This window comes from Porphyromonas crevioricanis (genome assembly GCF_900167225.1).
Taxonomy (GTDB): domain Bacteria; phylum Bacteroidota; class Bacteroidia; order Bacteroidales; family Porphyromonadaceae; genus Porphyromonas; species Porphyromonas crevioricanis.
Genome location: NZ_FUXH01000002.1, coordinates 46,023 through 62,880, shown reverse-complemented (window position 1 = coordinate 62,880; position 16,858 = coordinate 46,023). Strand labels below are relative to the sequence as shown.

Sequence of the window (16,858 nt, the reverse complement as noted above, 5' to 3'; positions counted from 1 at the left end):
TCTAAAAAGACAAAGGGGCCTCTCCTTTCGGATTTGGCCCCTCTGCATCTATCTACTACTATTGAGAACTTGGCACAATCTCTCTCAAGAGCTTTTTACTCCTCACTGGCCTGCTCTGCAGCGTAGGCCTGCAGGAGTTTCTCCTGCGTATCACCGGGCACCAGTTCGTAGTTGTCGAAAGACATCACAAACGAAGCTCGCCCTCCTGTCACAGAGCTTAGTGTTGTCGAATACGAGGACAATTCGGCCAAAGGAACTCTTGCTTTGATCAGCTCATAGCCTTTGCGACTCTCCATGCCCATGATAATAGCACGTCGTCCTTGCAAGTCGCTCATCACATCTCCCATATAGTCAGCAGGCACCGATACTTCTACATTGTATATCGGCTCCAATACTTTCGGGACGGCCTCACGGAAAGCCTGACTGAAAGCATTGCGCCCGGCCAGCATGAACGAGATCTCATTACTATCTACCGGGTGCATCTTGCCGTCATAGACAATCACTCGCACATCTCTGGCATAGGAGCCGGTGAGTGGGCCACGCTCCATACGCCCCATAATCCCCTTGAGGATGGCCGGCATGAAACGGGTATCGATAGCTCCCCCTACAACGCTATTGACAAAGACGAGCTTACCACCCCATTCCAACGGTATTTCCTGTGTATCACGAGCCGTAATCTTGAATTCCTGACCACCGAACTTGTATGTCTCAGGCATCGGTTTACCATCTTCGTAAGGCTCCACGATCAAGTGTACCTCACCGAACTGGCCGGCTCCTCCGGACTGTTTCTTGTGTCTGTAATCCGACCGTGCTGGTTTGGTGATCGTTTCCCGATATGGGATACGAGGCTCCATAAACTCAATTTCCACCTTGTCGTTGTTCTCTATTCGCCACTTGAGGGTACGCAGATGAAACTCTCCCTGGCCTCCAACGATCAGCTGGCGCAGCTCTTTACTTTGCTCTACTACCCAAGTCGGATCCTCTTCGTGCATACGATTGAGTATCTCACCGAGCTTTTCCGATTCGGCTTCATTCTTTGCACGCACGGCACGTCTGTACTTGGGTTGTGGATATTCCACCAAATCGAAACTATGTGTCACTCCCTTGGCGTTGAGCGTATTACCTCGTCGCACATCTTTAAGCTTGACTGTAGCCCCAATATCTCCAGCCACCATGGATTCAACTTTGGTGCGGGTCTGACCTGCACAAACAAAGATTTGGCTGATTCTCTCTTTCGATCCTCTGGAAATATTCTCCAAGTCATCCCCTTCTTTGAGCGTCCCACTCATCACCTTGAAGTAAGAAACCTCACCTATATGTGGTTCGATAGAGCTTTTGAAGAAGTATAAACTGGTCGGAGCCGAAGCATCCGGACCTACCTCTTCTCCTTCCTGACTCAAAACAGGAGCCATCTTGCCGGGGGAAGGTACCACATTGCCAAGAAACTCCATACTGCGACCCACGCCTACACATTTTTCGGCACTGACACAGAATACCGGACTAATGCTCCGAGAAAGCAAGCCGGCACGGATCCCCTCACGCATCTCCTCCTCAGATAAACTTCCCTGGTCGAAAAACTTCTCCATCAAGGCCTCATCGTTCTCGGCTGCTGCTTCTACCAAAGCCTGGTGCATCTCTTTTGCTCTGGGCATCTGCTCTTGGGGGATGTCAGTCACCTCGGGTTGGCTGCCTTCGGCTCCGTACTTGTACATCTTCATCTTCAGCACATCCACGACCGTATTGAAGCCAGCTCCCTGATTAACCGGATACTGCACCGGCACGATGCGCGAGCCGTAGCGTTCTTTGAGCTGCGCAATAGCAGCTTCATAGTCCGCCTTATCGCTATCAAGCTGGTTGATCAGGAAGATAGAGGGCTTGTTGAGCCGGTCTATGTGGCGAAACTGATTGATCATCCCCACCTCTATGCCATACTGTGCGTTCACAACCATTACAGCAATGTCGGCTACGGAGAGAGCAGAAACGATCGCTCCGGCAAAGTCATCTGCCCCGGGACAGTCGATAAAGTTCAACTTGCGATCCATCCACTCAGTGCTGATCAAAGTAGAGAAAACCGAGTATCCATACTCTTTTTCCACAGGGAAATAGTCGCTGACAGTATTGCCAGCAGCAATGTTTCCTCTGCGTTTTATCACTCCACCCTCAAGGAGGATAGCCTCCGCAAGGGTGGTTTTTCCCGAGCCGGAACTACCGAGTAAGGCGATGTTCCGAATTTCTTTTGTTTGGTACACTTTCATGGTGGCAAAAAGATTTTGTTGTGTTGTTTGATTGTTGTGTTGTTTTATGTGTTGGCTGCAAGTAGAGGATTGGCTATTCCTCCGACAAACCGTGCGCAAATTATAAAAAGTATTCTTCAAAAACAACAAAATAACAGCGATACCTCCCTATTGGTAGAAATTTGCACTTCGCTTAAAACAAACAAAGGAGACCCTTCGATGGTGCCTCCTTGTCTCCCATTAGCCTGCCCGTTAAAAGAAACAAGCAATACTCTCTTCGCTGGAACAGCTTTTCGCAGCTACTTACTCTTGTTTGGTGTATATAAAATTACGGAAAGAGAGTTTGTTGCCGTCAATCTTGCCGGTTTGAGTATCGATTCGCCCCGTGCTCGGATTAATTGCTGAGAAAAAAACGAATGGAGGCTTATACACATAAGTACCCCAGCCTTGCTCTCTCACCTGTCTTCGATCTTCCGATTCATAGGAAGCATTGAAGGAGAACGTCTCTTTCTCGAATTTCAGTATCCTGACACCATTTTCATTGTTGACCCACACTGTCCCATTTAGGGAGTAATCATTCGGCTCATCTTTTTTTGAGCATCCACCCAGCAGCACCATTAGTCCAATGACAGAAATAACTGCAAGTAATAACTTTTTCATTGCTAATCGTATTTGATCCTATTTTCTTCTCACTACGCGAAACAGTCCTCCCTCTACGTGCAGACACCCTCTCTGCGTGCAGATACTGTCGCTCTCCTCCCCGTAAAGATAAGATTTTGCTACTCTCAAACAACTCAACCGGCATCCCATATAATCCGAATTACAGTATTCGGGTGCGGGTTACATCGGATATATACCCGGATTGCAACTTTCGGGTACAATGTCTGCGGAACATCGACCTAAGGCTTCAAGCCAATCTTCAACTCAATCATTTCTGCCATCTCTGCCTTGCAGCAAACTTAGAAACAAAACCACACCTCAGAAGAAGACTTTTCAAAAGCATGTAAAAACAATACTCTAACAACAACAAAACGTAAAAACGCAAACTGTCGATTTTTGTCGGCTCTGCCCCCCTCTGGGGTTCTAATTTTTATTCTCTGGGGAGAGAGCAAAAATTCTCTCCTCAGAGAAATTTTGCTAACACAGGAGAAAAATTTTGCTCTCACAGGAGAGAAATTTGACCCTCTCAGAATGCCGATGAATAGGGCATTCTGGAGAAGGGATTTTTTGAGAAACAAACCAGTAAAAACGACTCTCAAAACAGCGATTTTCGCCACATCGACAAAAACATTTTTTTACATCACAGATCGCACTCTCCTGCACATTTCTCTCTCAAGAGCATAATTGGGCAACAGAAATGTCTCCAAGACCGATGACGGAAAAGAAGTATCTTTGCCAGCCCTCATTCCGGATGAAAGGAGGGAGGGGCAAAAACTTATTGGCATACAGAAATATCGATCCTATCACAACTAATCCAATACAATCAATGAAAACAAACATTTTTGTCCGTATTGCTGTCATCACCATGGCTGTTTTGGGCTTGTCTTCTTGCTCGTCCAAACTCCGCCCTTACAGCAGTGACATGGTAAAAGTAGCCCCACAGCCTATGGAGCTGAAAGGAGGTAGAATACCCGTATCTGCCACAGCCACATTTGCACCTAAATGGTTCAAGAAAAAAGCCCAACTAATCATCACTCCCGTACTGCGCTATGCCAACGGAGAGACCTGGGGACCTTCCTTTGTTTATCAGGGAGAGAAAGTGCGTGGCAACGAGCGTAGCATTTCTTTTGCTCAGGGAGATGCAGTGAAAATGGATTTTTCGTTTCACTACAAGCCCGATATGCAGCGCAGCGAACTGTACCTTCACCTCAAGGGCAAAAAGGGGAACAAAGAATATACCCTGCCAGAAGTAAAAATAGCCGACGGTGTAATCGCTACAGAAGCTTTGGCTTCAGCAGCAAACTCCTCGGCCGCCATTGCTCCGGATGCTTTTCAGCGTATCATCAAAGAAGCCTACAATGCCAACATACACTTCCTCATACAGCAGGCAGAAGTGAGAAGTAAAGAATTAGGCAAGAAAGAAATAGCCGATTGGCGCAATACCGTAAAAGAAGCCAACGAAGCCCAGAACAAACGTGTATCGGTGGAAGTACAGGCCTACGCCTCTCCCGATGGCGGAATAGAGCTCAACGAGCGTCTCAGTGGCAAACGAGAGAGCAATACCACAGCTTCGCTAAAGAGAGAGTTCTCTCGCAACAGGATCAAAAACGTTGACATCGCAGCTCACTACACAGCCCAAGACTGGGAAGGCTTCAAAGAGTTGGTGGAGAAAAGCAACATTCAGGACAAAGAGCTTGTGTTGCGTGTCTTGCAGATGTACCCCGACCCCGAAACACGTGAGCGTGAGATCAAAAATATCTCCGTGGTATTCAAACAGCTGGCCGATGATATTCTGCCACAACTGAGAAGATCCAGACTTACAGCCAATGTGGAGATCATAGGCAAGAGCGACGATGAAATCCGCTCTTTGGCAGCCAGCAAACCCGAACAGCTCAATATAGAGGAACTTCTCTACGCAGCCACTCTGGTAAGCAACCCGGACGAGCAAGAGGCAATCTATCGCAAGGCGATTAAGATCTATCCGGCAGACTACCGAGCCTACAACAACATCGGTATGCTCTACTACCGGGATGGCAAAATGGCTGATGCAGCCGAATGGTTTGCCTCTGCCAATGCTAAAAAGCCCGGCAACCCCGAAACGAGTATGAATATGGGTCTTCTGGCTCTAATGAATGGAGAAAGAGACAAAGCCATGCAACTCTTCGGTGGAGCCGGTAACGTACCCGAGCTCCAGGAAGCCCGCGCACTGCTCGCCCTCAGCCATGGCGACTATGCCGAAGCCGTAAGTATCTACGGAGAAGCCAAGACTAACAATGCGGCGGTGGCACAGATCCTCAACCACGAATACAACAAGGCATCACAGACTCTGGAGCAGATTGGCCGCCCCGACGCTACAACTGCATACCTCAAAGCCGTTATAGCAGCCCGGACGAACGACATGAATGGCGTAATAAACAACTTGCGGTCTGCGATCGAGCAAGACCGCCATATGGCTCAACATGCAGCCAACGACATGGAGTTTGCTAAATACATACAAAATGCAGCCATAAAGGAACTCCTACGCTGATCGAACTCTCTCGATTTTGATCCCCTGCGATGCGGCTCTGCTGAAGCTAAGACTTCGGCAGAGTCGCATTGTCTTTTACAAATGCGACAAGAGGGGTATCGATAATTGAGTATTACACAATATAATATCATTCATAACAGCTTCGAGAAGAGTATAACAGAGTCAATCTGACAACTGCTGTAAGATTTGAATAGGGTTTTACCGAATAATGTGTATTTTTGCGGTCGCGTGTAGCCATTGTAGGTTATATTGCTTAGTACGAACGAACCACACAAGATGGCCGATATTGTTAGGCAAATAGTAGAAGTAAAGGCTGTTTATCCCGATAGGGTGATTGTACGCATGATGCAAATGAGTGCATGTGCCGGCTGTCATGCCAAAGGCTTTTGCAGCTCTGCCGATTGCAAAGAGCGGGAAATAGTAGTCCCTGGCTCCTACCCCACCCTCCAAGAGGGTGAGCAGGTTGAGCTGGAAGGACGGGAATCCCTCGGCTGGTGGGCCATGCTGCTTTCTTTTGTTTTTCCGCTGATCGTATTGGTAGCTACTGTAGCTGTCTCTCTTATGCTGGGGTTGGACGACTTGTTCGCTGCTCTGGTCGGTCTCGGAGCCATTGCAGTGTATTATGCATTGCTTGCCTTATCGGGCAGTATCCTGCGAAAGAAATTCGTCTTTAGTTTGAGAAAAATCTACACACAGAAATAAATATGATAATTCTTACTACCGTAGTCGTGCTCGTTGTGATCGGAGCAATCGGCTCTTTGTTGCTATTTCTGGCAGCCAAGAAGTTTGAAGTCAAGGAAGACCCACGTATCGGACAAGTAGCAGAAGTGCTGCCTCAGGCCAATTGTGGGGGTTGCGGATTCCCCGGCTGTTCGGGTTTTGCCTCGGCTTGTGCCAAGGCTGATAGTTTGGATGGTTTATTTTGCCCCGTCGGTGGAGCCGATGTGATGAACAAAGTAGCCGATATTCTGGGGATGTCTGCAGGAGCAGCTGACCCTATGGTAGCTGTGGTGCGCTGTAATGGAGACTGCGAAGCTCGCCCTCGCACCAATACTTATGATGGTGCTATGAGTTGCGCTATCGCTGCAGCTCTATACAGTGGAGAGACCGGCTGTAGCTATGGTTGTCTGGGCTGTGGAGACTGTGTGGCTGCGTGTAACTTCGGTGCCATACACATGAACCCGGAGACTGGCCTACCAGAAGTGGACGAAGAAAAATGTACTGCCTGCGGAGCCTGCGTGAAAGCCTGTCCCAAGCACATCATAGAGCTGCGTAAGAAAGGGCCCAAGAGTCGCCGTATCTTCGTCAGCTGTGTAAATAAAGACAAAGGCGGTGTAGCCAAGAAGGCTTGTACCAATGCTTGTATCGGATGCTCCAAATGCCTGAAAGAGTGCAAGTTCGAAGCAATCACAATAGAGAACAATCTCTCTTATATTGATTGGCAGAAGTGCCGTCTGTGTCGCTCTTGCGTAGAGGTTTGTCCTACCCATGCAATCCATGAGCTTAACTTCCCGCCACGCAAGCCGAAACCTGAGGTTCCGGCAGCCAAACCAGAGGCAACAACGGCCCCGGTAGCGCAAGAAGCAACAATACCTCAGGCCTGATCCTCGAGCTCTCTTAGTCTCTTGTGAATTCCTATCTCGAAGAAGAATAATCAATATACAGCATATCAAGTCTATGTTGAGGACATTCAGACTCGGCGGTATTCATCCGCCGGAAAACAAATTGTCGGCCGGGAAGCCCATCGAGGTGCTTACTCTGCCCAAACAAGTGGCTATCCCTCTGGGACAGCATATCGGAGCACCGGCAACTGCCGTGGTAAACAAAGGCGATGAGGTGAAAGTAGGTACGCTGATCGCCCAAGCATCGGGCTTTGTATCGGCCAACATCTACTCCTCGGTATCCGGTAAAGTAGCCAAGCTGGATACACAATACGATGCCAGTGGCTACAAAAAGCCTGTTATCATCATCGATGTAGAGGGTGACGAATGGGTAGATACCATCGACAGAAGTACAGAGCTGCAAGCTCAATGCGATCTGGAGCCGAAGGCTATTATAGACAAGATACTCGCAGCCGGGATCGTGGGGCTTGGTGGAGCTACATTCCCCACACACGTCAAACTGTCTCCCCCTCCCGGATCAACTCCTCAAATCCTCATCATCAATGCAGTAGAGTGTGAGCCGTACCTGACGAGCGACCACGCCTTGATGATGGCCAAAGGAGAAGAAATCATGGTTGGCTGCCAAATCTTGATGAAAGCCATTGGAGTAAATCGCACCGTGATTGGCGTGGAGAACAACAAGCCTGATGCGATACGCCACTTGAGCTCCTTGGCAGCTAAATATAGCGGCATAGAGGTAATGCCCTTGAAGGTACAATACCCCCAAGGTGGCGAAAAACAGCTTATCGATGCCGTGATACGCAAACAGGTCAAGAGCGGAGCCTTGCCTATCAGCACGGGTGCTGTTGTACAAAACGTCGGTACCGTATTTGCTGTCTATGAGGCTGTGCAGAAGAACAAGCCTCTTGTGGAACGCATAGTAACCATCACGGGTAAGAAACTCGCCTCACCATCCAACTACCTGGTGCGTGTGGGTACTCCCATAGCCAACCTCATAGAAGCGGCCGGCGGTCTGCCCGAAGACACAGGGAAAATCATCGGAGGTGGGCCAATGATGGGGAAAGCTCTCTTGACCCCAGATGTTCCCGTAACCAAAGGGACCAGCGGTGTATTGCTGCTGAGTCGGGAAGAAAGCGAGCGTAAGCCTATGGAGCCATGTATCCGCTGCGCCAAGTGTGTATCGGCCTGCCCGATGGGGCTCAACCCTGCGTTCTTGATGCGCGATACAAAATTCAAAGACTGGGAAGGGGCCGAAGCCAACTATATCTTCGACTGTATCGAATGTGGCTCATGCAGCTACACTTGCCCAGCTCATCGTCCTTTGTTGGACTATATCCGATTGGGCAAACAGACCGTAATGGGTATCATTCGCTCAAGAAGCAAGAAATAAGTGAAGCACTCGTATGGAAAATAAATTGTTTATATCCCCCTCGCCTCATATTCATGGAGGCGACAGTATAGGCAAGAATATGTATGGGGTGCTCATCGCCCTCATTCCTGCCTTCTTAGTGTCTGTATATCTGTTTGGCTGGCACTCGCTGCTCATTACGGCCGTGTCCGTAGTGGCCTGCTGTATTGTGGAGTACGTGATTACCAAGTACCTGATGGGACGGCGTCCGACAATTTTCGATGGATCGGCCATTCTCACAGGTGTATTGCTCGCTTTCAATGTACCAAGCAACCTGCCTATCTGGATCCTTCTGCTGGGAGCTCTTGTAGCAATGGGACTCGGCAAGCTGTCTTTCGGTGGCATAGGTGGTAACATCTTCAACCCGGCTTTGGTAGGGCGTGTATTCCTACTTATTTCATTCCCGGTACAGATGACCACTTGGCCTGTACCACAGCCTCTTTTCGGAGCTGCAATGGCAGATGCAACCACCGGTGCGACTCCTTTGGGTATAGCCAAGGGCGTGATAGCAGGAGCACCTGGTATGAGCGCCGATATGCTCCCCTCTACGCTGGATACTTTGATTGGTCTGCATGGAGGGTCACTCGGAGAGATGGCAGCCATTGCCCTCATCCTGGGAGGTGCCTATATGCTCATGCGTCGTATCATCACTTGGCACATCCCTGTGAGTATACTGGCTACAGCCTTTATCTTCGGAGGTATCATGTGGCTCGTAGATCCGGCCATATACCCGACTCCTTGGTTCCATGTCCTCACCGGAGGTATGCTGCTCGGTGCCATCTTCATGGCTACGGACTATGTGACCTCGCCCATGAGCAAGAAAGGGCAGATCCTCTATGGTTGCCTGATCGGGTTCCTCACAGTGGCTATTCGCCTGTTCGGTGCCTATCCGGAAGGGATGTCTTTTGCAATCCTGATCATGAATGGATTTACGCCACTGATCAATACTTATATGAAACCTAAACGCTTCGGAGGAAACAAGAAATGAAAAAACTCGCTTCTACTCTACCCAATATGTTGCTCTCTCTGGTAGGTATCTGCCTGGTGGTAGCAGCTATGCTCGGCGGTATGTACAAGCTGACCGAAGAGCCTATCAAAGTCTCCAAAGAAGCAGCCAAAAACGCAGCCATCGCCAAGGTAATCCCCGGCATGGACGATAAGACCGAATTGAGCGAAACTAAGTTTACGCTTGATGGGGACAAAGCCGATGTGGTTGTCTATACAGCAAAGAAAGAAGGAGAGACCATAGGCTATGCCGTGGAGTCTTATGCCGACGGATTCGGTGGTAAAATCTCCGAAATGGTAGGCTTCGATACAGAAGGAACAATCATAGACTTTGTGGAACTGGAAAATGCCGAGACACCGGGCTTGGGAACTAAAATCCCCGAATGGTTTGGCGAAACAGACGCAAAAGGAAAAGGCAAGGGATGTGTCAAAGGTATCGCCATGCCCGAAGTAAAAGAGCTGAAAGTCTCCAAAGACGGAGGGAGTGTAGATGCTATCACAGCTGCTACTATCTCGAGCCGGGCTTTCACAGATGCGGTGAATAGGGCTTACAAGGCATACCAAAGAGTAGTAACCACCAATCAAACGGAAGGAGGCAACTGATATGGCCATGAACAAGAATTTAGCCGTCATTGTAAACGGTATCGTAGCGGAAAACCCCACCTTTGTGCTGATGCTCGGGATGTGCCCCACGCTGGGTACAACCTCCTCCGCCATGAACGGCTTAGGGATGGGTGTGGCCACCATGTTTGTGCTCATTTGCTCCAATGTGGTGATCTCCATGATCAAAAAGTTGATTCCGGATATGGTGCGTATCCCAGCTTTTATTGTCGTGATCGCAGGTTTTGTATCCATGCTGCAGATGCTTATGCAGGCCTATGTGCCGGCTCTGTATGCCAGCTTAGGGTTGTTTATCCCTCTGATTGTGGTAAACTGTATTGTGCTGGGGCGTGCTGAGGCTGTTGCGGCCAAGCGAGGAGTACTGCACTCTGCTCTCGATGGTATAGGTATCGGTCTTGGCTTTACACTGGGGCTCACACTTTTGGGCTCGGTACGTGAGCTGCTCGGTACAGGTAGCGTATTTGGCTTAAATCTCTATCCAGAGAGCTATGGTGCGCTTCTCTTCGTACTTGCTCCCGGTGCTTTTATCGCTCTGGGCTACCTGATTGCTGTTGTGAATAAACTCCAGAAGAAAGCTTAATCCCCCCTCCCTAAACAGAAGAATCTATGGAATACTTATTGATATTCATTGCTGCGATATTTGTAAACAATGTCGTATTAGCTCAATTCTTGGGTATCTGCCCTTTCTTGGGAGTATCCAAGAAAGTACAGACCTCTATAGGAATGGGGGCAGCCGTGACTTTCGTTCTTACGCTGGCTACGATCGTAACCTTTCTGATTCAGAAGTTTGTTCTGGATCGCTATGGTCTGGAATTTGCGCAAACGATTGTCTTCATCCTCATTATCGCTGCACTGGTGCAGATGGTGGAGATTATCCTGAAGAAGGTATCCCCCTCTCTGTATCAAGCTCTCGGTGTTTTCTTGCCTTTGATTACTACAAACTGCTGCGTACTGGGGGTTGCTATCCTCGTCATTCAAAAAGACTATAGCTTCATGCAGAGTCTTATCTATGCTATCAGTACTGCTATCGGCTTCACACTGGCTTTGGTTACCTTTGCCGGTATCCGCGAGCAATTGGCTAAGACAGCTCTACCGAAAGCCATGGTGGGCATGCCAGCAGCAATGTTGGTAGCTGGTATTTTGGCTATGAGCTTCATGGGCTTTAGTGGTATGGACAAAGGCATCAGACGTGCAACAAGTCCGAAAGAAGAGGTAGCTGTTGTCACAGCAACCGATTCTACCGCAGCACAGCAGGTAGATGCTGTGGCAGCTGCCACAGCTGCTGCAGAGACAGACAGCTTGAATATAGCACAAGAAGATTCGACCCTCATTAAAGGATAAGTAAAGGGATCCACAGACAGACACCTATCCTTGCTCTCCATGCAAGGAATTTGTGATAGCTGTGTTCATGTCGAATAAGTTTGCGGTGTTGCTTTCAGGGTACTGAGTTAAGTCATAAGTACTACGCACGCTCTCTCCCATCTCAACACTTCGCAGTTTTCTCTTCCCTAAAACACAAAAAGGGAGTGCCATTAATTATGGCACTCCCTTTTTGTGTTTTGCAAGATCGATCGATTGACAGACAATCCCGACCTCGAAATCAATTCCGGAAAATGATCGACTCTCCTTTCTCATCCAAGTCAATTACGATAGGATGCTCTCCGGTCACTTGAGCAGCCAGCAAAGCCTTGCTCAACTCATTGAGGATCTCACGCTGCAGTACTCGTTTCACCGGCCTTGCTCCAAACTCCGGATCGAACCCTCGCTCCGCAACTCGGTCTACAACAGCTGGTGTATAAGTCATTTTCAAACCATTTTCCGCCAACAAAGCAGACACCGCCTGCAGTTGTAACTCCACAATACGACGGATCTCCCCTTTACAAAGCGGACGGAATACAATAACCTCGTCTATACGATTGAGAAATTCGGGTCGTACACTTTGCTTGAGCAAATTCAGGATCTGCTGCTTCGTCTGCTCTACAGTCTCTTCTGTTACATTGTCGGAAAGGCCTGTCAGCTGTTGCTGTATGATATTCGAACCGACATTAGAAGTCATGATAATAATCGTATTCTTGAAATTGACTGTTCGGCCCTTATTATCGGTCAGTCGCCCATCATCCAAGACCTGTAGCAAGAGGTTGAATACATCGGGATGCGCCTTCTCTATCTCATCGAAAAGGATTACTGAATAAGGCTTACGACGCACGGCTTCCGTGAGTTGTCCTCCTTCTTCGTAGCCTACATATCCCGGAGGGGCTCCGATGAGTCGAGAGGCAGCAAACTTCTCTTGGTACTCGCTCATATCAATACGAGTAAGCATAGCCTCATCATCGAAGAGATATTCTGCCAGGGCCTTGGCCAACTCTGTTTTCCCCACTCCAGTAGATCCGAGGAAAAGAAAAGAACCAATAGGACGCTTGGCATCTTGCAACCCGGCACGAGAACGACGCACTGCATCACTTACAGCCGTAATAGCTTCATCTTGACCTACGACTCGTTTGTGCAATTCACCCTCCAAATGAAGTAACTTTTCGCGCTCGCTTTGCATCATCTTGCTCACGGGTATTCCAGTCCAGCGAGCCACGATCTCTGCTATATCATCCGATTCTACCTCTTCCTTGATTGCCGCCTTACCATCTTGTTGTAATTCGTAGAGTTGTTGCTGCAACTCTGCCATTTTTGTTTGCTCGGCTACAATGGATCCATAGCGGATCTCTGCCACCTTGCCATAGTCTCCTTCCCGTTCGGCACGCTCGGCATGATATTTGAGGTCTTCTATAGCTACCTTACACTGCTGTATGGTATTGATCAGATCTTTCTCCCGCTGCCAAACCGACCGACGCAACTGTTCGTCTTCCTTCAGATCGGCTATCTCTTTCTCAAGCTTGGCTAACTTGGGTTCGTCTTGCTCTCGGCGAATAGCTTCTCGCTCAATCTCCAGCTGTTTGACTCGGCGTTCCACCTCATCGAGATCTTCTGGCAAAGAATCCATCTGCATACGCAATCGGGCTGCAGCCTCATCCATCAAATCAATTGCCTTGTCCGGCAAAAAACGATCGGTAATATAACGATTGGAGAGCTTGACAGCCGAAATGATAGCCTCATCCTTAATACGCACTTTGTGATGATTTTCGTACTTCTCCTTAAGACCCCGTAGAATTGATATAGTACTCAGCTCGTCTGGCTCATTTACCATAACCATTTGAAAACGTCTCTCCAAAGCCTTATCCTTCTCGAAATACTTCTGGTATTCATCCAAGGTTGTTGCTCCAATAGCCCGCAATTCTCCTCTGGCCAAAGCCGGCTTGAGGATATTGGCGGCATCCATAGCCCCCTCACTTTTGCCGGCACCCACCAGCGTGTGGATTTCATCGATAAACAAGATCACCTCTCCTTCGCTCTTGCTCACCTCACTGACTACGGATTTCAGACGCTCCTCAAATTCTCCTTTATACTTGGCCCCGGCGACTAAGGCTCCCATATCAAGACTGAAAATCTTTTTCTGCTTCAAATTGTCAGGCACATCTCCTCGTATGATACGATGTGCCAGGCCTTCGGCTATGGCCGTCTTCCCCACTCCGGGTTCACCAATGAGAATTGGATTATTCTTAGTTCGACGGGAGAGGATCTGCAACACTCGTCGTATCTCTTCGTCTCGACCTATCACCGGATCCAACTTCCCGTCGCGAGCACGGGCACAAAGATCTGTCGCATACTTCTCCAGAGACTGATAAGTGTCCTCAGCCGATTGACTCGTCACTTTCGCTCCCTTGCGAAGCTCCAAAACAGCTGCTTCGAGTTGCTCATGTGTCACTCCCATATCTTTAAGCAGCTGCCCAGCCTCACTCTTAACTGATATAATAGCCAAGAGTAAATGCTCCAGCGCAACATAGCGATCCTGCATCCGGTGGGCAATATCCTCCGCTTGTCTAAAGACTTCATTTGCCTCGTTGCCAAGGTAAGGCTCTCCACCGGAGACTTTAGGCTGCTTAGATAAAAGAGCCATGGCTCGCTCACGCAATACAGTCCGTTGCAACCCTAATTTGGGAAGAACGAAATCTACCAAACTCTCGCCCTTGTCTATCAGGGCGACTAACAAGTGCAGCGGCACTATCTGCTGCTGCCCCTCGACGCGGCACAGCTCTACAGCCTGCTGTAGAGCCTCCTGCGATTTGATGGTATAGCTATTGATGTTCATATCTAACTTTCTATCAATCAAATATGATACCATCCCAATTTCTCACTGACAAAATGGCATCAAAGAGTCTCGCCTTCGAACCGAAAGATGAGGTGGACAAACTCCTTTCAGATATGGCTTGATATGAACAAAGAGACTGGATACTCCACCCAGCCTTAATGAGCATATCAGGCAAAAGCCTCCCTATATAGGGCATCTATTTTCCAAGTGTGGAAAGCAAACTTTCCACATAAGGGAAATATACTTTCCAGTTTAGGAAACGTCAGTTCGACGTAAGAAAACGACCAAGCAAAATAGGGATGTCAAATGAAAAGAAGAGAAACTTAACCTACACTCTTTTTCGGACACTACCATTCAGAGACATTGTATGAGATCTTAATCCAATTCAGAGAGCAATGCAAAGCTTCTCTTGATCTGATGAGATCAAGAGAAAGACTCTTAAGTCGGGGTTCTGAGAGAGGAAAAGGGACTATCGTTGCATGCAACGATCCTTACGGGTTGGATACTTATTTCCCAAGGGACAAAAGAAAAGGAAGCTGTACCGAAAAGAATATTCGGCACAGCCTCCTTTTTTAAGTCTATGGAAGTCTTACTCTACAAGACTTTTTGGGAAAGAATCTTCTTCAAAGAAGCAATCCGTTCGGCTTTAGAAAACTCAAAAGAAATAAGCGGCTCGACGGTTATAGCGGTTTTACCAGCCATATCCAACACAACTACATTCCATTTCTTGTCCTCTGTTTCCATACCGGCAGCCCATTCTCCATTTCCTCCAATGATGCCGACAGCATCGGAATAGTCAGTCATCTTACCACTCAAACCATTCTTCTTTAGCCAACCGGAGAACTCGTCTCCAAGTGCAATCTCCAAATTCAACGGATTTGCTAGAACCATCAGTACAACTCCCAACCTATCTGCTTCATCTTCCGGATTAGGAAATTTGTAGCGGACACCAGTGATGTTCGTTACAGAGAGCTTGCTCCCATAGGTATTGAAAAGGAGCTTCTTGTCATCAGACTCTTGTTCGTTGAGCTTTCGGAGCCCAAGTTGCTCTTCATAAGCACGGATCTTATCAGCCATATCCTCTTTCCCTTCCAAAAGGAGTTTATAGGAAGCAAAATCAGCTGCTTCGAAGTGATATTTGTTCTCCTCTGGAACCTTTTTCTGGGTCACAATCACAGCAATGTTCTTGGTTTCAGCTCCTATTGCGGAAACCTCTACTGAAGTGTTGCCAGGCTTAATTGCAGATAGTAAGCCTGTTTCACTTACTGTGGCAATGGTGGCATCTTTACTCGTCCAATTGATCTTGGTTCCCTCGGGAGAAACACTGGCTTCCAATTGCACAGTCTGTCCCTCCTCTACTGTCACAGAGGTTTGTTTCACAGTCAAAACGACCGGTATCTCCTCTCCTTGTTTTTTGTTGTCTGATGAGCAAGATATGGCTCCTACAATGAGTCCCAAACTCCAAACAGCAAGCAAGTAACTATTCAAATTCTTAATCATGTCTATTTGCTATATCAATCTTTTAACCAATCGCTTATTAATAGATAACAGAAGATGTCAGAGAACAAACTTGCTAACCTCTCTCCTATCTATATGTATCAAATAAGTTCCTGAAGAAAGAGAATCCAACTCAATAACAGCTCTACCTTCATTGTCAATAGAAAAGACCTTGATACAGGATCCGTCCATCCCCAATATAGCCCCTACGGTATTAGGGCGAGCTCCTTCGATATAGCAACGATTCGAACTCTTATCCAACTTCACCACAAAAAGCCTCTTCTCAGTAGGAAATAAACTTATGGGGTTTGGTTCTCCTTCATAGTCTATTCCATTATACTCATTTGCCCCCATAGCAAAGTCCTTCACAAGCCAATTCTTTGCTTTAGCCTTGTCAATGAGATCTTTGTAAAAAACATTAGTCTCATTATGTGTGGCATTTAGAATATTTACTGCAAAGAACAAACCCGGAGTCAATATTCCGCAAGTTGGCATACTGTTGATAAACTTTTCGGCCTTATCGCCTTTGATAAAACAACCGAAAACAGCCACAAATTTCAACTTCGAACAAGGAGTTAGATCCAAATCACTCAGGTAGTTGTAATAGCAATTAAGGAACTCCAAGTTGGGGAGTTTCTCCAGATCCAAAGAGCGGAGCTCATTGCCGTAGCAGTGTAGTGTCTTCATCGAGGCATTAGCCTCACCAATGATAAGCTTCTTCATTCTGTTATTACTACAGCCCAAATACTCGATTACAGAACTGCCACTAATATCTACAGAGTCAAGTTGATTCTCAAAACAAAAAAGTCGGTGCACAGGACCTACAATTCTGATCTCTTTATCCTTTATCGTGTAGTAACCCGAGTTGAAAAGATTTTTTTCGGCCCCTTCAACCTTTATCTCTGTTCCTTCACCATGCTCTATAGTTAGGTCAAGAGTTGTGCCTATTTCTTTTCTTGTCCACAATTTAATAACAGCCTGACTTTCTTGCGCACTCAAGACAAAAATCCCTTGCAACAAACAAGACACCAGCCCTATGGATAAAAACAAATAACGCAGCTTAGAATTAGTATTCATGATTCAAAA

General features: G+C 47.6%; 12 protein-coding genes and 1 pseudogene. 8 read left to right on the top strand and 5 right to left on the bottom strand.

Annotated features, from left to right (window positions below):
- Positions 1–95: 95 nt before the first annotated feature.
- Entirely contained in the window at positions 96–2,255 is a 2,160-nt protein-coding gene (locus tag B5D48_RS01430) for an elongation factor G (RefSeq protein ID WP_023937912.1), read from the bottom strand.
- 282 nt (positions 2,256–2,537) lie between these two features.
- Complete coding sequence (locus B5D48_RS01425; RefSeq protein WP_078801638.1) at positions 2,538–2,894, bottom strand: hypothetical protein; 357 nt, start codon at positions 2,892–2,894, stop codon at positions 2,538–2,540.
- 826 nt (positions 2,895–3,720) lie between these two features.
- Here B5D48_RS01425 and B5D48_RS01415 point away from each other — a divergent pair.
- From B5D48_RS01415 to B5D48_RS01380, 8 genes and pseudogenes are all read left to right on the top strand, one after another.
- The gene (locus tag B5D48_RS01415; protein WP_023937906.1) at positions 3,721–5,421 is read left to right on the top strand and encodes a tetratricopeptide repeat protein; all 1,701 of its coding nucleotides are present in this window, start codon (positions 3,721–3,723) and stop codon (positions 5,419–5,421) included.
- 276 nt (positions 5,422–5,697) lie between these two features.
- Positions 5,698–6,123, top strand: a complete 426-nt coding sequence (locus B5D48_RS01410) for a SoxR reducing system RseC family protein (protein WP_023937905.1) — start codon at positions 5,698–5,700, stop codon at positions 6,121–6,123.
- Positions 6,124–6,125: 2 nt separating this feature from the next.
- Positions 6,126–7,025, top strand: coding sequence for a Fe-S cluster domain-containing protein (locus B5D48_RS01405; protein ID WP_023937904.1), 900 nt, complete (start codon positions 6,126–6,128; stop codon positions 7,023–7,025).
- Between the two features lie 73 nt (positions 7,026–7,098).
- On the top strand, positions 7,099–8,433 hold the full coding sequence (rsxC, locus tag B5D48_RS01400) for an electron transport complex subunit RsxC (protein WP_023937903.1): 1,335 nt from the start codon (positions 7,099–7,101) through the stop codon (positions 8,431–8,433).
- 13 nt (positions 8,434–8,446) lie between these two features.
- A complete protein-coding gene (locus B5D48_RS01395) occupies positions 8,447–9,439 on the top strand; it encodes an RnfABCDGE type electron transport complex subunit D (protein WP_023937902.1) in 993 nt (330 codons plus the stop codon).
- Positions 9,436–10,059: an RnfABCDGE type electron transport complex subunit G gene (locus B5D48_RS01390; protein ID WP_023937901.1), complete on the top strand. Its 624-nt coding sequence runs from the start codon at positions 9,436–9,438 to the stop codon at positions 10,057–10,059. The genes B5D48_RS01395 and B5D48_RS01390 overlap by 4 nt, the downstream gene beginning before the upstream one ends.
- A gap of 7 nt (positions 10,060–10,066) precedes the next feature.
- Positions 10,067–10,657, top strand: coding sequence for an RnfABCDGE type electron transport complex subunit E (locus B5D48_RS01385; RefSeq protein ID WP_036888336.1), 591 nt, complete (start codon positions 10,067–10,069; stop codon positions 10,655–10,657).
- A gap of 26 nt (positions 10,658–10,683) precedes the next feature.
- Positions 10,684–11,250, top strand: a pseudogene (locus tag B5D48_RS01380) (electron transport complex protein RnfA); the annotation flags it as partial.
- Positions 11,251–11,677: 427 nt separating this feature from the next.
- Here B5D48_RS01380 and clpB read toward each other — a convergent pair.
- The 3 genes from clpB to B5D48_RS01365 all read right to left on the bottom strand — a co-directional run bounded on the left by clpB (position 11,678) and on the right by B5D48_RS01365 (position 16,849).
- Entirely contained in the window at positions 11,678–14,275 is a 2,598-nt protein-coding gene (clpB, locus tag B5D48_RS01375) for an ATP-dependent chaperone ClpB (RefSeq protein ID WP_023937897.1), read from the bottom strand.
- Positions 14,276–14,869: 594 nt separating this feature from the next.
- The gene (locus B5D48_RS01370; RefSeq protein ID WP_023937895.1) at positions 14,870–15,775 is read right to left on the bottom strand and encodes an Ig-like domain-containing protein; all 906 of its coding nucleotides are present in this window, start codon (positions 15,773–15,775) and stop codon (positions 14,870–14,872) included.
- 57 nt (positions 15,776–15,832) lie between these two features.
- On the bottom strand, positions 15,833–16,849 hold the full coding sequence (locus tag B5D48_RS01365; protein ID WP_023937894.1) for a leucine-rich repeat domain-containing protein: 1,017 nt from the start codon (positions 16,847–16,849) through the stop codon (positions 15,833–15,835).
- Positions 16,850–16,858: the final 9 nt, after the last annotated feature.